This window comes from Streptomyces sp. NBC_01717 (genome assembly GCF_036248255.1).
GTDB lineage: Bacteria > Actinomycetota > Actinomycetes > Streptomycetales > Streptomycetaceae > Streptomyces.
Map to the genome: position 1 here is coordinate 8166040 of NZ_CP109178.1, position 18727 is coordinate 8184766.

General features: G+C 69.7%; 22 protein-coding genes. 9 read left to right on the plus strand and 13 right to left on the minus strand.

What is annotated here, in order from left to right; all coding sequences use genetic code 11:
• Nucleotides 1-16: 16 nt before the first annotated feature.
• Nucleotides 17-1777 carry a glycoside hydrolase domain-containing protein gene (locus OHB49_RS36930; protein WP_329165243.1) on the minus strand — a complete coding sequence of 587 codons (1761 nt, stop codon included), beginning with the start codon at nucleotides 1775-1777 and terminating at the stop codon, nucleotides 17-19.
• Between the two features lie 307 nt (nucleotides 1778-2084).
• Here OHB49_RS36930 and OHB49_RS36935 point away from each other — a divergent pair, with 307 nt between their 5' ends.
• Complete coding sequence (locus OHB49_RS36935) at nucleotides 2085-2501, plus strand: acyl-CoA thioesterase (protein ID WP_030975907.1); 417 nt, start codon at nucleotides 2085-2087, stop codon at nucleotides 2499-2501.
• Between the two features lie 194 nt (nucleotides 2502-2695).
• Nucleotides 2696-3082 carry an ArsR/SmtB family transcription factor gene (locus OHB49_RS36940; RefSeq protein WP_052189908.1) on the plus strand — a complete coding sequence of 129 codons (387 nt, stop codon included), beginning with the start codon at nucleotides 2696-2698 and terminating at the stop codon, nucleotides 3080-3082.
• 54 nt (nucleotides 3083-3136) lie between these two features.
• Here the strand turns inward: OHB49_RS36940 and OHB49_RS36945 are convergent, their stop codons facing one another.
• Together OHB49_RS36945 and OHB49_RS36950 are read right to left on the minus strand one after the other, a co-directional pair.
• A complete protein-coding gene (locus OHB49_RS36945; protein ID WP_329165244.1) occupies nucleotides 3137-4519 on the minus strand; it encodes an FAD-dependent oxidoreductase in 1383 nt (460 codons plus the stop codon).
• A 78-nt stretch (nucleotides 4520-4597) separates the two neighbouring features.
• Nucleotides 4598-5278: a DUF305 domain-containing protein gene (locus OHB49_RS36950; protein ID WP_329165245.1), complete on the minus strand. Its 681-nt coding sequence runs from the start codon at nucleotides 5276-5278 to the stop codon at nucleotides 4598-4600.
• 164 nt (nucleotides 5279-5442) lie between these two features.
• Here OHB49_RS36950 and OHB49_RS36955 point away from each other — a divergent pair, with 164 nt between their 5' ends.
• Complete coding sequence (locus OHB49_RS36955; RefSeq protein WP_329165246.1) at nucleotides 5443-6933, plus strand: LVIVD repeat-containing protein; 1491 nt, start codon at nucleotides 5443-5445, stop codon at nucleotides 6931-6933.
• A 259-nt stretch (nucleotides 6934-7192) separates the two neighbouring features.
• On the opposite strand, the gene OHB49_RS36960 is transcribed toward OHB49_RS36955, so the two are convergent.
• The 7 genes from OHB49_RS36960 to OHB49_RS36990 all read right to left on the minus strand — a co-directional run bounded on the left by OHB49_RS36960 (nucleotide 7193) and on the right by OHB49_RS36990 (nucleotide 11331).
• Nucleotides 7193-7417 (minus strand): hypothetical protein, encoded by a 225-nt coding sequence (locus OHB49_RS36960; RefSeq protein ID WP_267006717.1) that lies wholly within the window; start codon nucleotides 7415-7417, stop codon nucleotides 7193-7195.
• A 60-nt stretch (nucleotides 7418-7477) separates the two neighbouring features.
• On the minus strand, nucleotides 7478-7657 hold the full coding sequence (locus OHB49_RS36965) for a hypothetical protein (RefSeq protein ID WP_078852872.1): 180 nt from the start codon (nucleotides 7655-7657) through the stop codon (nucleotides 7478-7480).
• Nucleotides 7658-7736: 79 nt separating this feature from the next.
• On the minus strand, nucleotides 7737-8429 hold the full coding sequence (locus OHB49_RS36970; RefSeq protein ID WP_329165247.1) for an HAD family hydrolase: 693 nt from the start codon (nucleotides 8427-8429) through the stop codon (nucleotides 7737-7739).
• A gap of 19 nt (nucleotides 8430-8448) precedes the next feature.
• Entirely contained in the window at nucleotides 8449-9168 is a 720-nt protein-coding gene (locus OHB49_RS36975) for a phosphatase PAP2 family protein (RefSeq protein ID WP_329165248.1), read from the minus strand.
• A 34-nt stretch (nucleotides 9169-9202) separates the two neighbouring features.
• A complete protein-coding gene (locus tag OHB49_RS36980; RefSeq protein ID WP_329165249.1) occupies nucleotides 9203-10138 on the minus strand; it encodes a M56 family metallopeptidase in 936 nt (311 codons plus the stop codon).
• 86 nt (nucleotides 10139-10224) lie between these two features.
• Nucleotides 10225-10800 carry a DUF5134 domain-containing protein gene (locus OHB49_RS36985; protein ID WP_030975934.1) on the minus strand — a complete coding sequence of 192 codons (576 nt, stop codon included), beginning with the start codon at nucleotides 10798-10800 and terminating at the stop codon, nucleotides 10225-10227.
• Between the two features lie 144 nt (nucleotides 10801-10944).
• Complete coding sequence (locus OHB49_RS36990) at nucleotides 10945-11331, minus strand: VOC family protein (protein WP_329165250.1); 387 nt, start codon at nucleotides 11329-11331, stop codon at nucleotides 10945-10947.
• A 74-nt stretch (nucleotides 11332-11405) separates the two neighbouring features.
• Here OHB49_RS36990 and OHB49_RS36995 point away from each other — a divergent pair, with 74 nt between their 5' ends.
• A complete protein-coding gene (locus tag OHB49_RS36995) occupies nucleotides 11406-11963 on the plus strand; it encodes a GNAT family N-acetyltransferase (RefSeq protein ID WP_329165251.1) in 558 nt (185 codons plus the stop codon).
• A 64-nt stretch (nucleotides 11964-12027) separates the two neighbouring features.
• On the opposite strand, the gene OHB49_RS37000 is transcribed toward OHB49_RS36995, so the two are convergent.
• Both OHB49_RS37000 and OHB49_RS37005 read right to left on the minus strand, forming a co-directional pair.
• Nucleotides 12028-12711 (minus strand): glycerophosphodiester phosphodiesterase, encoded by a 684-nt coding sequence (locus tag OHB49_RS37000; RefSeq protein ID WP_078852873.1) that lies wholly within the window; start codon nucleotides 12709-12711, stop codon nucleotides 12028-12030.
• A 91-nt stretch (nucleotides 12712-12802) separates the two neighbouring features.
• Nucleotides 12803-12928: a hypothetical protein gene (locus OHB49_RS37005; protein ID WP_267881595.1), complete on the minus strand. Its 126-nt coding sequence runs from the start codon at nucleotides 12926-12928 to the stop codon at nucleotides 12803-12805.
• Between the two features lie 337 nt (nucleotides 12929-13265).
• On the opposite strand from OHB49_RS37005, the gene OHB49_RS37010 reads away from it, so the two are divergent.
• From OHB49_RS37010 to OHB49_RS37030, 5 genes are all read left to right on the plus strand, one after another.
• Entirely contained in the window at nucleotides 13266-14663 is a 1398-nt protein-coding gene (locus OHB49_RS37010) for a DUF6421 family protein (protein WP_329165254.1), read from the plus strand.
• A gap of 26 nt (nucleotides 14664-14689) precedes the next feature.
• The gene (locus OHB49_RS37015) at nucleotides 14690-15457 is read left to right on the plus strand and encodes an SDR family NAD(P)-dependent oxidoreductase (RefSeq protein ID WP_329166760.1); all 768 of its coding nucleotides are present in this window, start codon (nucleotides 14690-14692) and stop codon (nucleotides 15455-15457) included.
• Complete coding sequence (locus tag OHB49_RS37020; RefSeq protein ID WP_199919259.1) at nucleotides 15454-16515, plus strand: threonine aldolase family protein; 1062 nt, start codon at nucleotides 15454-15456, stop codon at nucleotides 16513-16515. The genes OHB49_RS37015 and OHB49_RS37020 overlap by 4 nt, the downstream gene beginning before the upstream one ends.
• Nucleotides 16516-16593: 78 nt before the next feature.
• On the plus strand, nucleotides 16594-17193 hold the full coding sequence (locus OHB49_RS37025; protein ID WP_329165256.1) for a transglutaminase family protein: 600 nt from the start codon (nucleotides 16594-16596) through the stop codon (nucleotides 17191-17193).
• Between the two features lie 23 nt (nucleotides 17194-17216).
• Nucleotides 17217-17909 (plus strand): B3/B4 domain-containing protein, encoded by a 693-nt coding sequence (locus OHB49_RS37030; RefSeq protein WP_329165257.1) that lies wholly within the window; start codon nucleotides 17217-17219, stop codon nucleotides 17907-17909.
• Nucleotides 17910-17939: 30 nt separating this feature from the next.
• On the opposite strand, the gene OHB49_RS37035 is transcribed toward OHB49_RS37030, so the two are convergent.
• Nucleotides 17940-18662, minus strand: coding sequence for a lysophospholipid acyltransferase family protein (locus OHB49_RS37035; protein ID WP_030975952.1), 723 nt, complete (start codon nucleotides 18660-18662; stop codon nucleotides 17940-17942).
• Nucleotides 18663-18727: the final 65 nt, after the last annotated feature.

An 18727-nucleotide genomic window follows, 5' to 3' on the forward strand; every position in this document is an offset into this window, starting at 1 on the left:
CGCCATGGATCGGGGGTTACTTGCCGGCTTGCAGGGCGGACCAGGACAGATTCCCGACGATCCCGTCCGAGGTCAGACCCTGGGCGGTCTGGTACGCCTTGACCGCGGTGGTGGTCGCCGGGCCGAAGTCGCCGTCGATGGTGAGCGTCTGACCGCGGGCCGCGATCAGCGCACGCTGCAGGCGCTTCACGTCGGTGCCGGTGGAGCCGGACTGCAGGGTCGGCCTGGTGCCCGCGGACAGCAGGGCGGTCCAGGTGTGGGAGTCGACGGTGCCGGTGACCGGCAGCGACTTGGCGCTCTGGAAGGACTGGACGGCGCTCGTGGTGCCCGAGCCGAAGGCCCCGTCCACGGTGCCGGTGAAGTACCCCTGGCGCGTCAGCAGGCACTGGGCGGCGCTGACCAGGCCGCCGGAGGAGCCCGCGGAGATCGATCCGTACGCCGAGAAGTCGAGGCTCGCCGTGCAGGAACCGGCGAACGGTCCCACTCCGACGTCCAGGTAGTCGCGGTCGATGTTGATGGTCACGCCGCCCCAGGTCTCGTCGGTGTCCCCGCTGAGCTGGTGGATGCGCTGGTGGTCGGCCCAGTACTCGTCGGGAACGTAGGGCGTGGCGTCGTTGTCGGCCTTGCCGTTCCAGCGGGCGAACCAGATGTGGTCCGGCATCGTGTACGTGCCGGTGGTGTACTCCCCGGCCAGGTCGGCCATGGAGGTGGCGGAGGTGTAGACGCCGGAGAGGTAGCCGCTGGTGTGCAGTTCCTCGGTCCAGGCGCTGAGGAAGGTCATCACCGCGTTACTGCATGCGGTGTTGGTCTGGTCGTACGCCTCCATGTCGTCGTAGAGCACGCTGCCCTGCGGCAGCCCGAGCGCGGCAGCGGCGGCGACGGCTTCCTGCGCCTCGCTGTGACCCTGGCTCGCGGCGGTGGAAAGGGTGGACGACACCTTGTGGCTGAAGGAGTTGCACGGCGCCTGGAGTCCCACATGGATGGGGATGATGTGCCAGCCCGCCGAGGTCTGCGTCTGGATCCACGGCGCGGTCAGATTCGGCTGGTCGCAGGCGGCGCTGATGCCGCTGATGTACACCCCGATGGCCCGGAACGGCGAGGCTGACCAGGCGGACATCTGTGCGTTGGACGGTGCCGCGCACGGGTCGAAGCCGAGACCCGTGTACGTGCCGGGCTGCGCGGCGACGGCGGACGCGGACATGGCCTCGGCCCGGCCCGCCGGGGCTGCGGACAGTGTCACCGCCTCGGCGTCGGCGTCGAGATCGGCGCTGTCCAGGATGGTCTGCGCGGCGGCATCGTCCGCGCCCACCGAGGCGGTGACCAGCACTCCGGCTGCCGGCACCGCCTGGCGTATCCGCCCGGACGGAGCACCGCCGGTCCGCGGGGCCGCGGCCCTGGCGGCGCCCTTGGGCGCGATGCGGGTGGAGTCGTCCACCGACTTCCGGCCGGTGGCGTCCAGCGGTTCGATCACCAGCGCTTCGGTGCGGCCGACCAGCCCGGCCGGGCAGGTTGCCTGACCGGCATCGGTGGCGTGGCCGAGGTAGACCGCGTGGCGGTCGAAGCGCACACAGGTATCGGGTTGCGCGGCCAGGTCGATGACCGGCCAACTGCTGGGCACACGTACGTGATAGCCCCGGTAGGAGACATCCTTGGCGCCGTCGGCGGCGCCCGCCGGTGCTGCGGCGGTGGCCAGGGCGGCGGTGCTCAGTGCGGCCAGCGCGGTGAGCACGGTGGTCGCGACGCGCAGGTGCGCTCGTGGTGGTCTGGGCAGTCTCATGGCACTCCAGGTCGGCCTCTGGGATGGACAGGACATGCGCCTTTCACCCGGACCACGGGGCCGGCTCGCATCGTTGTGCGGCGCCGCCGTGGGCAGGGCAGGCGAAAGGTAGCGCGTCATTGAGTTGCGTTGCACTACCTATTGCCGAAAATTTCTTACCAAGCTCGCGAAGCCGTGCCGATCGCCAACCGCACTGACCGGTCCGGAAGTTCGAGGCCGAACCTCACGGAGTACAGCTCCCGCGTGCAGCGGTTTCGGGGGTCCCGGCACCGGGAATGACGGACTGCGCAGCAATGTTGCGACGTTCATGACCTTCTTTGTCGATGTGACGGTGCGCGGCTACGAGCTCGACACACAGGGACACCTGAACCAGGCCGTCTATCTGCAGTACGCCGAGCACGCCCGGTGGGAGCTGCTGCGAGCGGCCGGCCTGCCGCAGGAGAAACTGCTGGCCAGCGGCGTGGGTCCGGTCGCGCTCGAAGTGACGGTGAAGTTCCTGCGGGAGCTGCGCGGCGGCGAACGGGTGCGGGTGACCTGTCAGTTCGTATACGGCAGCGGGAAGACCTTCGAGGTGGTGCAGAAGATCATCAAAGAGGACGGCACAGTCGCGGCGGAGGTCACGGGCGTGGCGGGCATGCTCGACCTGGCCGCCCGCAGGCTCATCGCCGATCCGGCCGGCCATCTCGCCTCTCTCGCCGGAAACCCGGATCTGCTCAGCGGCTGACCGCAGGCGGCCCGGCCGTGCGGGAGGCGGCGCGCATGGCGGCCCCGCCTCATGTGTGGCGTCGGCGCAGCGCCCGCTCTCGTGCAGGGGAAAGGATCTGTTCCGGCGGTCCTGTGCCCGTGCTGCGATGCACGGCAAAGTACGATGGGTCTCGTACCATGGAGCTTCCGGACGAAGCGACGACAGGAGCCGACGTGACCGCGACCAGCGCCACTGCCGCGCGTGGCACCGCCGCCCCGGGCGCCGGTGCCCGCGTGCTGGCCCACCCGGCACGTGAGGAGATCCGCATCGAGGCGGTGCTCCACGCGCTCTCCGACCCGATGCGCCTGCGGGTGGTCCGCGAGCTGGCCGCCGCCGAGGGCGAGCTCACCTGCTCCCGTATCGAACTGCCGGTGTCCAAGTCCACCACCACGCACCACTTCCGGGTGCTGCGCGAGAGCGGCATCGTCAGTCAGACCTACCGGGGCACCGCCAAGATGAACGGGCTGCGCCGCGACGACCTGGACGCGCTCTTCCCCGGACTCCTCGACAGCGTTCTCGCCGCCGCGACCCGGCAGGCGGACCGGCTCGGCGAAGGCTGACAGCGCGTTCGGCGGAGGCCGACATCGCGCCGCGGGTCGTCCGCGGTCCTCGATTCAGCGCCGGTCACTGTGTGCGGCCTCCAGCAGTCCCGCCCAGTCCGGGATCTTCACGGGCCCACGGCCGAGCGACCGCCCCAGTGCCGCTTCCGCCCGCTCGATCGACTGCCAGCCGTCCCACTCCACCGGCCGCAGCCCCCGAGCCCGCATCGCGGCCACCGGATCGGGGGCCGCCGGCCGCCGCTCGAGCAGTGGCGCGTCGTCCAGCAGCGAAGCGACCGTCTCCTTTGCGCACGACCGGTTCGAGCCGATCACTCCGGTCGGCCCCCGCTTGATCCACCCCGCGACATACTCGCCGGGTGACGGAACCCCGTCGCGCAGCACCCGCCCCGCCAGATGGGGCACGGTGCCGTGGGCCGGATCGAACGGCAGACCGGGCAGCGGCAGCCCGCGGTAGCCGACGGCCCGCAGTACGAGCTGGGCGTCGATCTCCTCGTAGGTACCGGTGTCCTGTATGCCTCCGCCGCCGTCCGGTGCGGTACGCGCGAACCGCACCCCGGCCACCCGCCCGTCCCGTTCGAGGAGCTCGACCGGGCGCAGATAGAACCGCAGGTGGATCGTGCGTGCCGGGTCCGGCCCGGCGGCAGGGGCATCGGCTTCCGCCCACCCGCGCAGCACCTCGATATTGCGCCGCGCCACCGCCGGCAGCGGCACCGGTGAATCAGCCTGCGCCCCGGCGGAGGCGTATGCCGGATCGAGGGCCAGCTCCGCCCTGTCCACCACGACCCGCGCCCCCGGCAGCCCACCCAGCTCGCGCAGCTCCTTGGTGGTGAACCTGGCCTGGGAGGGTCCGCGCCTGCCCGCCATGTGCACCTCGCGCACCCGGCTGCCGGCCAGCGCGCCGAGGGCCGGGTGCGGGACATCGGTGGGCCGCAGCTCCTCGGCGCTGCGCGCGAGGATCCGCGCCACGTCGACCGCCACATTGCCGACCCCGATCACCACGACCGAACGGGCCTGCAGAGCAAAGTGGTCGGCGGCCGAGTCGGGGTGCGCGCTGTACCAGGAGACGAACTCGGTCGCCGAGTGGCTGCCGGGCAGATCCTCGCCGGGAACGCCGAGACCGCGGTCGGTCGCCGCCCCGACGCAGTAGACCACCGCATGGTAGAGCTCGCTCAGCCGATCGGGTGGCAGTCCCTCCCCGCCCACCTGGACATTGCCGAGAAAGGTGATCCGCTCGTGCTCCAGGACGGTTCGCAGACTGTTCTGCAGCGACTTGATCTTCTCGTGGTCGGGGGCGACGCCGTAACGCACCAGGCCGTACGGGCAGGGCAGCCTGTCCAGCACATCGACCCGGACATCGGGCACCCGGGACTGCTGGACCAGACACTGCGCGGTGTAGACCCCGCTGGGTCCGGAGCCGACGACGGCGACACGAAGCACGGTGCACCTCTTCCCGGAGTGTGCCTCCAGCATCGCACCGGTCGGCGGGGCAGGGGAGAGACGCGGCCGCGCGGCGCGTCAGATGGACAGCGCGCGCATCCGGTCGATCTCGACCGTCTGCTGGGCGACGACGTCGCCGGCCATCTCCTCGATCTGAACGTTGTTCCCCTCCGAGAGGGCCTCGGTCGCCATCGTGATCGCTCCCTGGTGGTGGGTGATCATCAGCTTCAGGAAGAGTTCGTCGAAGGCCTTGCCCTCGGCCGCGCGCAACTGCTTCCGCTGCGCCTGCGTCGCCATACCGGGCATCCCGGCGTGGTCGTGGCCACTCGTGCGCTTCTCGCCGCCATTGTGTTTGAGCCATCCTTCCATGGCACCGATCTCCGGCTTCTGGGCTGCGGAGATGCGCTCGGCGAGCCGCTTGACCGGGGTGGACGAGGAACGGGACGGCACCAGGGCCGTCAACTCCAGCGCCTGGGCGTGGTGCTGGATCATCAGCTGCGCGTAGCGGAAGTCGGCCGAGTTGGGAGTGTCGTCGACGGTGGCCTTCGCCGCTTCCTCGGCGGACAGCGTCTGCGCGGGCTCTCCGGGCTTGCCCGGTGCCACGACCGAAGGGCCCCCGCCTGCCCTTGCGTTCGCGTCATGGTCTCCGCCGCCCGCATCGCACGCACCGAGGGAGAGCACGGCGGCCGCGACGGCGGCGAGGACCAGGGATCTGCGCACCTGCGCAACCTGACGGTATATCAACAAGGCTGCCTCCATCGGTATATGGGGTGGTTGCAAATCGTTCGGCACACTTGCGCGATCTCAAGTGCCGGGAACTTTCATTACGTTCCTGTTGCCATCTGTTGGGATACCCGTGGGAAGGACGATACTGCCGGGGTCAGTCAACCGTTCAACCACGCATTGGTACAGGGGAGGACGCAGTGACTTCGTTGCACACCACCCAAGTGCGGCGCAGACGTCTGGGTGTGGCGGCAGCCGCCGCCGGGCTCTTCGCCACTCTGCTGATGGCCGGACCAGCGGCCGCGACACCCGACCCCGGTGATCACCCAGCCATCGGTACCGGTCTCTCCGCGAGCCAGGAGGCTGTGGCCGCGGCCGCCATCGAGGACGGCGAGATACCCGGCGTGGACGAGATCGTCCACAGCGACAACATCACCCCGCTGGCGAACATCCCGAAGGACGCGCTCAAGGGCCTCAACACGGACCTGGCGTTCCAGGGGAAGTACGCCTTCGCCGGGAACTACGACGGCTTCCGGATCTTCGACATCAGCAACCCGAGGTCCCCGAAGACCGTCGCCCAGGTCCTCTGCCCCGGATCGCAGAACGACGTCTCGGTCTCCGGGAACCTGCTGTTCCTGTCCACCGACTCGTCGCGCAGCGACAACTCGTGCGCCAGCACCACCCAGCCCGCCACGGAGAAGTCCTCCTGGGAGGGCATGAAGATCTTCGACATCAGTGACAAGCGCAACCCGAAGTACGTCGCCGCCGTCGAGACCGCGTGCGGCTCGCACACCCACACGCTGGTTCCGGAGCGCAGCAGCGTGTACGTGTACGTGTCCTCGTACTCGCCGAACGAGACGTTCCCCGACTGCCAGCCGCCGCACGACGGGATCTCCGTCATCAAGGTGCCGCGCAAGTCGCCCGAGAAGGCCGCGATCGTGAACTTCCCGGTGCTCTTCCCGGACGGCGGCAACCCGGGCGCGCCCACCAACCCGGGAGTCTCCAAGACGACCGGCTGCCACGACATCACGGTGCTGCCTTCGAAGGACCTGGCAGCCGGCGCCTGCATGGGCGACGGCCTGCTGTTCTCCATCAAGGACCCGGAGAACCCGAAGATCATCGACCGGGTCCAGGACAATGTGAACTTCGCGTTCTGGCACTCGGCGACGTTCAACCAGAAGGCGGACAAGGTCGTCTTCACCGATGAGCTCGGCGGCGGTGGCGCCGCCACCTGCAACGAGGAGATCGGGCCGAAGCGCGGCGCCGACGGCATCTACGACATCGTCGGCAGGGGAGACCACCGCAAGCTGGTCTTCCGCAGCTACTTCAAGATCGACCGTCCGCAGGCCGCCACCGAGGTCTGCGTCGCCCACAACGGTTCGATCATCCCGGTGAAGGGCCGAGACCTGATGGTCCAGGCCTGGTACCAGGGCGGAGTCTCGGTATGGGACTTCACCAACTCCTCGGCGCCGAAGGAGATCGCGTACTTCGAGCGCGGCCCCGTCAGTCTGGACGCCGTCACCACGGCCGGCCCCTGGTCGGCGTACTACTACAACGGCTACATCTACTCCAACGACATCGCCAAGGGCTTCGACGTCCTGAAGCTCGACGACCGGCGGACCGACCCCGCGAAGCGGGTGCGGATGCCGGAGCTCAACGTTCAGACGCAGCCGGACTACTTCGACCACTGACACGGCCGCGCAGACATCGCCGAACCGTAGGCTCACGCCGAGTGCCGCCGGGCGGATCCCCGCCCGGCGGCACTCGGCCGCCACCGTGGTGCGACGTCTCGTTGACCGGCGTCCGGCGCGGGCGCATGCTGTACCTCTGCGTTGACCGGTTCATGCCGTCCGTCATCAGCGCGGCCCCCGACCGGTGCCCGCGAGCCCGGCCGACCGGGGTGGCTGCCTGATTCCGGCGACGCAGGGGATCGCCGGAATCAGCTGTTCCTTACGCGGCTTCGTACCGGTGGGCCCGGCCGCCCCGCCACTCGACCCATTCCGGACTGTCGAGGATGTGCTCGGGGTCGTCGAGCCCCGCACCCTCCAGGAAGACGATCACATCGTGATCGGAGTGGGCCAGCCCCAGGATCTGGAACCGCCCGTCACGCTGCACGGTGACGCGGCGCCCGCCGGAGGGGGATGGGCGGAAAATCACGATCGGGGGAGAAGTCATGCCTCCAGGGTGCGACGCGCCGAAGGCGGCCGCACAGCGAATGGCCCAGCCGGTCGGTCGTCAGGCGGCAGACCTCGCACTCCCGCCCGTCACCGCGGCCCACTCCACCAGCAGTCGCTGGTACTCCTGCTCGTCGTCCGGTGAAAGACATCCGCCAGAACGCTGCCACAGGTCACGAATCTCTTCATTCACCACTGCGGCGGAACGCATGGAATTGGAGGAGTGCGGAGAACGGGACATGCCTACAGGCTAAGGCCCCGATGTGACAATCCGACCCATTGGGCGTCAGGGACATCTCTCACATGTCTCCTTGCCCGGATCATGGAACCAACCCGAGCGCCCGCAGTCCGTCCGGCCGTTGCTCCACAGGCAGATGGTCCACGAAGCGCACCTTGCACCCCAATGCCGCCGCTCCACCGTCCGCGTGTCGGCTGTCGCCGACCATCACCACATCCGTGGGATCCTGTCCGACAAGCGTGCAGGCGATGTGAAAAAGCTGTGGGTCCGGCTTCTGGATGCCGTGCTCGTACGACAGGACGTAGGCGTCGACGAGGGCGTCCAGACCGTGGGCGCGGAAGACCGGTCGAAGGTCCCAGCCGATGTTGCTGACCACGCCGATCCGGGCCCCGTTCGTGCGCAGCGCCCCCAGCACCTCGGCCGCATCCGGGTACGGGCGCCACGCCGCCGGTGACTTGTGCCGGTCGTACAGCGCGTCGTACAGCCCCGGATCCGGCAGGCCGACCTGGCGGGCCAGCCCGGTGTACGCCGCCCGGTGCCGTTCCGCGCTCTCGTCACGGGTGGCCCACACCTCGGCCAACCGGTCGGGTACGCGTTCCGGGTCCGGGCCGCCCGGCAGCGCCCCGGCAGTCGTCAGCTCCTCCACGTACCGGTCGAAGTCCTCATCGGTCACGGTCGCCTCCCGCTCGGCGAGGACCGCGCCCAGCCAGGACCGGACCGATTCGACGCGGAAGAGCGTCCCGGAGAAGTCGAAGAGCGCACCCTTGAACACCATGGGTCCGATCCTTGCTCCTTCAGGGACGACCGGGCAAGGCCGCCCCGCCTGCGCCGCCCCGCCCACACCCCCCGTACCGTGCGAACCCGGCGATCGAGAACGCGACCACCGCCGCTCCGAGCAGCCAGCCGCCGAGCACATCGGTCAGCCAGTGAACCCCCAGGTAGAGCCGGGTGAGCCCCACCCCGATCCCCGAGACCCACGCCACCGTGAGCGCCGCCCACCACACCCGTCGCCCCGCGCCGTGCCGGCGCAGCAGCCACAGCAGCAGGCCGCAGCTCACCACGGCCGTCATGGCGTGTCCGGACGGGAAGGCCGCGTAATGGGCGGAGTCCACCGGGTCCGGCCACCGCGGCCGCTCCCTGCCCACGGCGGCCTTCAGACCCTGCTGCAGCAGGGTGGCGAGCAGGCTCGTCGCCGCCACCCATCCCGCGAGCAGCCGGGCGCCGCGCCACCACAGCCCCACCACGGCGACGGCGATCAGGGCACGCATCGTCCAGGGATCCCACACCCAGTCCGTCAGGATCCGGTTGGCGTGGACGAGTCCGGGCTCGGTCACCGCCCGCCGGTGCAGCGCGTCGGCGACCGTGCGGTCCACCGACATCAGCGGTGACCAGCCCACGGTGACCAGGATCAACAGCACCAGGGCGAGGGATCCGCAGACGATGCCCGTCCCGAGAGCCGGCACGGGGGCGGGCGCGCGGTCCGGCGGGGAAAGGGGCGGTGAGGGGGAGCGCATGGGGGTGATCTTCGCGGACGGACCGCCGCACCCGCTATCCCAGCGCGCTGAGTCCCGGCACGAAGGCCACCAGGAGCGGCACCACCGGCACCAGGGCGGCCGCCGCGGTCAGCCGCAGCCGACGTCCGGCGGTGAGCCGCTCCACCGGGGACAGCAGCCGGTTCACCCGCAGCGGCAGTTGCGCGTCCGGCGTCGGGCAGGGGCCGAACACGCCCCGGTCCTCGTTCAGTTCGACCAGCGCCAGAGCGATCGTCAGCCGTCCGAAGCGCCGTGACGCCACATCGTCGGCGGCCAGTTCGACGAGCCGGTGCATCTCGTCGCGGAACGCGGCGAACACCGGGACCTGCGGGAACCCTGTCGCCAGCGCCGCGGAACAGTGCAGCAGCCAGTCGTGCCGTGCCTGGGCGTGCCCCTGCTCATGAGCCAGCACCGCATCCAGCTGGCGGCCTTTCAGCCGACCAAGTGCCGCGGTGGTGATCACCAGTTGGGGCGCGGTCCCCGGCAGCCACCAGGCATCCGGGCGTTCGCCCTCCAGCACCACGAGCGGGCCGCCGCCGGGCTCCTCGCCGGGCATCAACGGGGAACGGACCAGCAGTTCGGCCCGGCGCCGCCGGCGCCGCAGCCGTGCCCGGCGGATCTCCCGGGTCAGCATCGCACCGCTCCAGACGCCGCCGAGCGCCAGCAGCACGGCGATGACGGCGGACCACGGCCCGTACGCGGCCAGCGCGTACGCCTCCACCACGGCATGGGGCGCGGGCGCGAACACCTGCCCGCGTACCGCCTGCCAGGCGGCAGCCGCGCTGAAGGTCATGGAGAGCCCGAAGGACAGCAGCACTCCTGCGACCACGCACTGCCACACCCACAGGGCCACGACGGGCTCGCGCTCCGGCCATTCGGCCCGCGCCATCAATCGCGGGGTCACGACGGCGGCCAGTGCACCGAGCAGCAGCAGCGCAAGCGAGACCAACATGGCGTCAGCCTATGAGCGGCGCACTACCCACGGGTATGGCTGCGCTCGGCAAGTGACGTACGCCACGGACTGCCGTGCCTCCTGTCTCACAACGTGAGCAACATCGCGAACATGGCGATCCCCATCGTCAGCCTGCAGGCCAGCGCAAGCTCGGGCCGTGCGCCCCATGCGCCCCCGGTCGGCCCGCCGCCCGCGCCCACCGTGGCGGCGACCGGTATCAGCCGCGCCCCGGACCGCAGCACATAGGCGGCGTAGTAGACGAGCAGCATCCCGGTCAGCAGCGGCAATCCCCCGGCGACCTGTGCCACCTGATGCCCGCCGTGCCCGGTGTGCCCCCCGGGCGCCGCCATCGCCACCGCCATGTAGACCATCGCCAGCGAGCCGACCAGATGGTGCAGATGGTGCCCCTTGTGCCGGGCGAACCACAGGGCGCGCAACGCGGCCCCGCCGAACAGCACCACGTACACCGCCCATCCCCACACGGGCGGCGTGACCACCGCGGCGGGCACTGCCATGGCCGCCATGCCGAAGCCCATCAGGGCCTCCGCGCGCGCCGTTCTGCGCTCCTCCTGCGTCCCGTTGCGCATCCGCAGCAGGCAGTACGCGCCCGTCACCCCGCACAACGCCATCAGCAGCCAACTGGACATCGCCGGTCCGTGCACAGCGCACCTCCCCAGGACGTACGACGTCGGTGTCGACTAGTCGATGCCCCGGCCGGACAGGTCGTACGCGGCGCACTGATGTACGAGGGGAGCGCGTGGCAGGAACTCGCCGGAGGGAAACACCACTTCCGCGCCGTCGAGGGATCAGGGCCGGGAGCGCAACGGGTGGTCCGCCGGCACCTCGACGACCGCGATCCGGACCCCGTCAGGATCGGAGATCCACATCTCCACGAGCCCCCACGGCTCGCGCACCGGTGGCCGCTCCACGTCGACGCCGCGGGCCGACAGCTCCTCGTACGCCGCCTGGACGTCCGCGACCTGGACCCACAGCCGCAGCGCGGGCGAGGGCGGCGCTGCGGAGCGCCCGGAGACCTCGAGGAAGCCACCGCCGAGAAAGTAGACCGTGCCCCGCTCGGGACCGGTGCCGAACTCCCGGTACACCGGGAGCCCGAGGGACTCTCCGTAGAACACCCGTGACCGCTCGGGATCCGTCGGGCTCAACAGGACCCTGCTGCTCAGCACATGCACCATGGCCAGACCCTAGGCACAGAGCTCCGGGTTACGCTGCTGCGGCACGGCCCAGCAGAGAAACGGAGAGCCTCACCATGGACACCGCCCCGCCCCGTGACTCGGGACAGCTGACCTTCCGAGACGCGACCGACGCCGATGTGCCCGCGCTCGTGACGCTGATCGAGTCGGCGTACCGGGGGGACTCCAGCCGGGCCGGGTGGACCACCGAGGCGGACATCCTGGACGGGCAGCGGACCGACCCGGACGGGGTCCGTCAGGTCCTCGAGGCTGCCGGCAGCCGGCTGCTCGTGGTGGAACGGGACGGCGAGCCGATCGCCTGCTGCCAGCTGGAACACCGCGGCGAGGCCGCCTACTTCGGGATGTTCGCGGTCCGCCCCGAGTTGCAGGGCGGCGGACTCGGCAAGGTCATCATCGCCGAGGCGGAGCGCACCGTTCGGGAGAGCTGGGGCGCGACGGAGATGCACATGACCGTGATCTCGGTGCGCGAGGAGCTGATCGCCTGGTACGAACGCCGCGGCTATCGCCGTACGGGAAAGCTGACCCCGTTCCCGTACGGCGACGAACGCTTCGGCATTCCGCAGCGTGACGATCTCGCCTTCGAACTGCTGATCAAGGATCTGAAGGCCGTCTAGCAGTACCCGGTACGACCGGTCGCACGCAGCAGGCAAGGACAACCAGCAGTTCCGCGTACTGCGACTACGCGGTGAAGCGGCCGGCGCGGCGGATCTCCGGGAAGTCGGTGGTCGCGCCGTCCAGCCCCAGGCCGCGAGCCAGGCGCAGATGATCCTGGGTGTTCACCACCCAGCCGATGACCTTCAGGCCCTCGGCGTGCGCCTGCTCGACGACCTCCAGGGTGAGGCGGCGGATGTTCAGCACGAGCGTCGCCGCGCCCACCGCTTTGGCCCGGTCCACCACATCGCTCTTCCAGCGGCTGGCGACGAGCGCGGTCCGCACCCCTGGCACGAGCTGGGCGATCTCGGCGACCGCCTCGTCGTGGAACGACAACACCTCGACCCGGTCGACGAGATCGCGTCGCCGCATCACTTCGGCCAGCGCCCGGGCGGCCGCCACGTCCTTGATCTCCGCCTGCACGGGGGAGCGCACGGCGTCGAGCACCTCCTCGAAGACGGGCACCCGCTCGCCTTGCCCGGCATCGAGTTCACGCAGCTCGGCGAGGGTTTTCTCGGCGATCAGGCCCGCGCCGTCGGTCGTACGGTCCACGTCGGCGTCGTGCATGACGGCGAGCGCGCCATCCTTGCTGAGATGAAGGTCCAGCTCGATGGCGTCCATTCCGGCCCGTTCGGCGTGGACGAACGACCGCAGAGTGTTCTCCGGCTCGACACCCATCACCCCGCGATGACCGATGGTGAGAAAAGTCAAGGCAATCTCGCTTCCGTCGACGGCGGCTCCCCGCGTGGTGCTCCTACCCACGCGGCAGTACGGCACTACAGCCTTGCGGCAATTCGGCAGCCTAGCGACCCGGCGTGAAGAGGGGGGCGGCCCCGCGCGGGGGCGTGGCGCCGTGCCCCTGGATCTCGGCGGCGCCGAGCAGGAATCCCGTGATGACGGCTGCGACCAGGACGGCACGGATGCTCACGCGGAAACTCTCCCGTTGGGTGGGTGGTGCGCCAGGGGGCGGTACGGCAGTCGGCGGGGGTGTACGCCGTCCGTCCTACCGCCGGCGGCAGGTGTGCCGCGAGCCGTGTCACTCGTGTGTGGGCGCGCCGTGCCCGGCCTTAACGAACAGGTGTACGAGTCAGAGGCGCCGCGCTTCCTGCCCGGCCGACGGAAGCGGTCGCGAGAGCGAGATACGACAGGAAAAATAGCGGTGACCATGGGGGGTCGGCAGGATAATTTTCTGAGGCCCACTTGTCTCGAGGAACCGCACACGGATACGGTTGCTTAACGCGAGGTTCTCCCGTGGAGGAAGTGTGATGACGGAAATTCTTGTGCTCGATGCCGCCGCCGGCGCGATAACTGCTGCCCAGCGGGTGGTCGAGCAGCCGGCCTGGCCTGCGCTCAAGAATGCCGTGGAGGAGATCCGCCCCTGGCAGTCGAAGGACGGATCGATCGACTTCGACGCCGACGGCGCGCCCTCCCCGGCCACCGTCCGGGCGACGCTGGACCGGGCGATCGCCGCGATCGAGGAGCTGGCCCCGCTGCTCCCGCACGACGCCGCGTACCACCGCGCCCTTGTCATGGACCTGCGTCGCTGGGCGGACGGCGGCTTCGGCGTGCCGGACTTCCTGGACTCGCTGCTCGCCTTCCAGCCTGCCAGGAACCGCGCCGACGGCCTGCAGCACCTGGTCGTCTTCGCGATGTACACGCAGAACGGCAACCCGGACCGCAACCTCGAAGCGGTCGTGCTGCGGATGGTCTGGCCCGAGTGGCTCGCCGAGCTCGAAGCCACCCGTTATGACAACCCGCTGTTCTGCGGCATCACCTTCGAGGACTTCACCTCCGGTTACGACACCAACTCCGCGGTGCTCTTCCCGGAGACGATCGCCGTGCGCGAGGCGCCCGAGCGCTTCAGCTGGGGCGGCATCTTCTGTGACCGCGAGGCCGCTCGCTTCCGCCGTGTCACCGAGGCCTCCGTCGAACTGCTCGGGGTCGAGCTGCCCGAGGACATCCGCGACATGGTCGGCGACCAGCAGCGCTGCGAGCAGGCTTTCGTGCTCTGGGACATGGTCCACGACCGCACCCACAGCCACGGCGACCTGCCGTTCGACCCGTTCATGATCAAGCAGCGCCAGCCGTTCTGGATGTACGGCCTGGAGGAGCTGCGCTGTGACCTCACCGCCTTCAAGGAGGCCGTGAAGCTGCAGGCCGACGGCTTCCCGCAGGGCCGCGACGTGCAGTACGCCGTGCTCTTCGACCGGATGTTCCGCTTCCCGGTCACCGGCGAGCGCGTCCGCAACTACGACGGTCTCGGCGGCCAGCTGCTCTTCGCGTACCTGCACAAGCACGACGTGATCCGCTGGACCGACAACACCCTGAAGATCGACTGGGACCGCGCCCCGCAGGTCACCAACCAGCTCTGCGGCGAGATCGAGAAGCTCTACCGCGACGGCATCGACCGCCCGAAGCTGGTCCACTGGTTCGCCGCGTACGACCTGGTCTCGACCTACCTCGCCCCGCACCCCGGCTCCCGATGGGCGAAGGGCCCGGACGCGCTGGACCTGACGCAGCCGCCGCGCAAGCTCGTGGACGACGTGCTTCCGGACGAGTTTCCCCTGAGCATGTTCTATGAGGCGCTCTCCAAGAAGCTGAAGCATGTGATCGCCTCCACCAAGGGGATCACCGCCGCGCACGCCGAGCAGGCAGCCGCGTGAGCGCCCGTACCGAGGAGGCGATGGCCATGAACGCAAACGGCACGGGCAACGGCAACGGCGCGCTCGAAGGCGCTGTCATCGCGGTCGCAGGAGCCGCAGGACCGGCGGGCCGGGCGACGCTGCTCAGGCTCGCGGACGCCGGCGCGATCGTGGTCGCCTCGGACGCGGACCCCACCCGGCTGGCCGAGGCCGTGGACGCCGCGCGGTACGCCCACGGCGGCGCCACCGTCACCGGCGACACCGTCGATCTCCTCGACCTCGCCGCCACCCGCGAATGGGCGGCCAGGACCGAGAAGGAATTCGGCCGGATCGACGGCCTGGTCCATCTCGTCGGCGGCTGGCGCGGCAGTGCCACCTTCGCCGAGACCGACCTCGCCGACTGGGATCTGTTGGAGAAGCTGCTGATCCGTACCGTGCAGCACACCTCGCTGGCCTTCCACGACGGGCTGCTGCGCAGCGACCGCGGCCGCTTCCTGCTGATCAGCGCGGCCGGGGCGAGCCAGCCCACCGCGGGCAACGCCGCCTACGCCGCGTCGAAGGCCGCCGCCGAGGCCTGGACCCTCGCGCTCGCCGATGCCTTCCGTAAGGCGGGGGGCGACGAAGGGCCGAAGACGGCGGCTGCGATCCTGATCGTCAAGGCACTGGTGCACGACGCGATGCGCGCCGAGCGCCCGAATGCGAAGTTCGCGGGCTTCACCGACGTCAAGGAGCTGGCCGATGCCATCGCCGGCGTATGGGAACGGCCCGCCCCGGAAGTGAACGGAAAGCGTCTGTGGCTGACCCCGCAACCATGAGGACCGACGCGCGACGTCACCACGATCCGCAGGTGCGCGGTTTCGCCAGTGACAACTACGCGGGTGCCCACCCGGAAGTTCTCGCGGCCATCGCCCTGGCCAACGGCGGTCACCAGGTCGCCTACGGCGAGGACGACTACACCGAACATCTCCAGCGGGTCATGCACAGCCACTTCGGCTCTACTGCGGAGGCGTTCCCGGTCTTCAACGGAACGGGCGCGAATGTCGTCTCCCTCCAGGCGATGACCGACCGCTGGGGTGCGGTGATCTGCGCCGAGTCCGCGCACATCAACGTGGACGAGGGCGGTGCCCCGGAGCGTGTCGGCGGCCTGAAGCTGCTGACCGTCCCGACGCCGGACGGCAAGCTCACCCCTGAGCTCATCGACCGGCAGGCGTACGGCTGGGACGACGAGCACCGGGCCATGCCCCAGGTCGTGTCCATCACGCAGAACACCGAACTCGGCACGGTCTACACGCCCGACGAGATCCGGGCCATCTGCGAGCACTCCCACGAGCGGGGCATGAAGGTCCATCTCGACGGGGCGCGGATAGCCAACGCCGCGGCGTCGCTGGACGTACCCATGCGCACGTTCACCAACGCGGTCGGGGTCGATGTCCTCTCCTTCGGCGGCACCAAGAACGGGGCGCTGTTCGGCGAGGCCGTCGTCGTCCTCAACCCGGACGCCGTACGGGCCATGAAGCACCTGCGCAAACTGTCCATGCAGCTCGCCTCGAAGATGCGCTTCGTGTCGGTGCAGCTGGAGGCGCTGCTCGCCCGGGACCTGTGGCTCCGCAACGCCCGGCACGCCAATGCCATGGCCCAGCGGCTCGCCGAGGGCGTCCGTGCGGTCGACGGCGTGGAGATCCTCCACCCGGTGCAGGCCAACGCCGTCTTCGCACGGCTGCCCCACGAGGTGAGCGAGCGGCTCCAGAAGCGCTTCCGCTTCTACTTCTGGGACGAAGCCGCCGGTGACGTGCGCTGGATGTGCGCCTTCGACACCACGGCGGACGACGTCGACGCATTCGTTCTCGCGCTGAAGGAAGAGATGGCCAAGTAGCGCGAGCGGTCGTATGAATATGCGGTCGACCGGAAAGTAATTGTCTTCCGGTCGACCGCTTCCGTATGCTCTCCGTGTATGGAGCTGACACAGCAAGTCCCCGAGATCGCCGCCTATCTCGCTGCTGACGAGGCCATCGATCATGAGCATCCGCTCGTGAGGGAGACCGTCGACCGCCTTCGCGCCGAGACTGTCGATGCATACTCATACGCAGTCGCGGCCTATGAGTGCGTACGCGACACCATTGAGCACTCCGTCGACTCGGGTGATCTGCGGGTCACCTGGCGGGCCTCCGACGTCCTGGCCGCCCGCCATGGCATCTGCCACTCCAAGTCCCACGCGCTGGCCGCTCTGCTGCGCGCGGCGGGCATTCCGGCCGCGCTCTGCTACCAGGGCTTCGTCGACGACAACGGGAGTCCGGACGTCCTGCACGGCCTGATCGCCGTGCGCCTGCCGGGGCGGGACCGGTGGGACCGTCAGGACCCCCGTGGCAACAGGCCCGGTATCGACGCCCAGTTCTCGCTCGACGGGGAGCGGTTGGCCTGGGCGATCGGACCGCAGTCCAATGGAGTGGACTATCCAGTACTCTATGCCGCACCACACCCGGCAGTTCTGCGCGCCATGCAGTGCGCCGAGGACCGCACGCAGCTCTGGCGCACTCTCCCGACCGCGCTCTGAACCGTTTCGAGGCAAGGCAGCCGATGACCCCGACGCTCACCGTTTCCGACGACGTACGCACGCTCGCCCCCGGCTTCACCTGCCTCGCCGTCGAGGCGCGCGGCCTGGTCAACGGGGAGAGCAACGAAGAAAGTTCGGCCCTGCTCGACGATGCCACCCGACGGCTCGTCGCGCGGCTCGACGGCAGGGCGCCGCACGAGGACCCTCATGTCGCCGCCTGGCGGGACACCTACACCGCCTTCGGCGCCAAGCCGTCCCGTACCCGCAACTCCGCCGAGGCTCTCGCCAGGCGGGCCCTCACGGACGCGGGTCTGCCGCGCATCAACCTGCTGGTCGACCTCTACAACGCGATCAGCGTCGCCCATCTGATCCCGGTGGGCGGCGAGGACACCGACCGCATCAAGGGCGCCATGCGGCTGGTGCGCTCCACCGGCCAGGAGCCGTTCCGCATCGTCGCGGGTGGCGAGGAGGCCGTGGAGCACCCCGAGCCCGGCGAAGTCGTCTGGTGCGACGACGAGGGCGTCACCTGCCGGCGGTGGAACTGGCGGCAGGGCGTACGCACCCGGCTCACCGAGGAGTCCGTCAATGCCTTGTTCCTGCTGGAGAGCCTCGCCCCCATGACGATCGGCGAGCTCGAAGCCGCAGGCGCCGAACTCGCCGAATCGCTGGAGAAGCTCAGCCCCGGAGCGCAGATCACCGTCCGCACCCCGGAGTGACGTTTCAGCCGTGTCCGTGACCCGGTCGGGTCAGCTCGTCTCGCGTACCTCGGCGGCCGTCGGAGCCGTACCGCCGAGATGCGTGGGCACCCACCAGGTGTCGCTCGCGTCCCTCGGCCGCACCGGATACGCGCGCTGGGCAGCTTCGAGAAGCTCCTGCACCCGCTCGCGCAGCCGCCGGGTGATCGCACCCGCGTACTGGTCGGTGGGGGCTTCGACCGGCTCACCGACCCGGATCGTCACCGGGATGTGGCTGCGCTTGAAGTTGCGCGGCCGGCCCTTGGTCCAGATCCGCTGGGTCCCCCACAGCGCCATCGGGATCAGCGGTACGCCGGCCTCCTGGGCCAGTCGTGCTGCGCCCGACTTGAAGCTCTTCAGGGTGAACGACTGGGAGATGGTCGCCTCGGGGAAAACGCCGATGATCTCGCCGGACCGAAGTGAGGCGAGTGCGTGCGCGTACGCGTCCTCGCCCTGCTTCCGGTCGACCGGGATGTGCTTCATGCCGCGCATCAGCGGACCGGAGATCTTGTGCCGGAAGACCGATTCCTTCGCCATGAAGCGGACCAGCCGCTTCTGCGGCAGAGCGGTCAGCCCGGAGAAAATGAAGTCGAGATAGCTGATGTGGTTGCTGACCAGTACGGCACCGCCGGTCTTCGGGATGTGCTCCGAACCCTGAGTGTCGATCTTCAGGTCCAACGCCTTGAACATGGTGCGAGCGGCGCCGATGACCGGCCGATAGACGAGTTCTGCCATCTGGGGAAGACCCTTCTTCTGCGCCTGAGGAGGGTTCTCCCGGCGGAAGTTACGCAGCCGTAGGT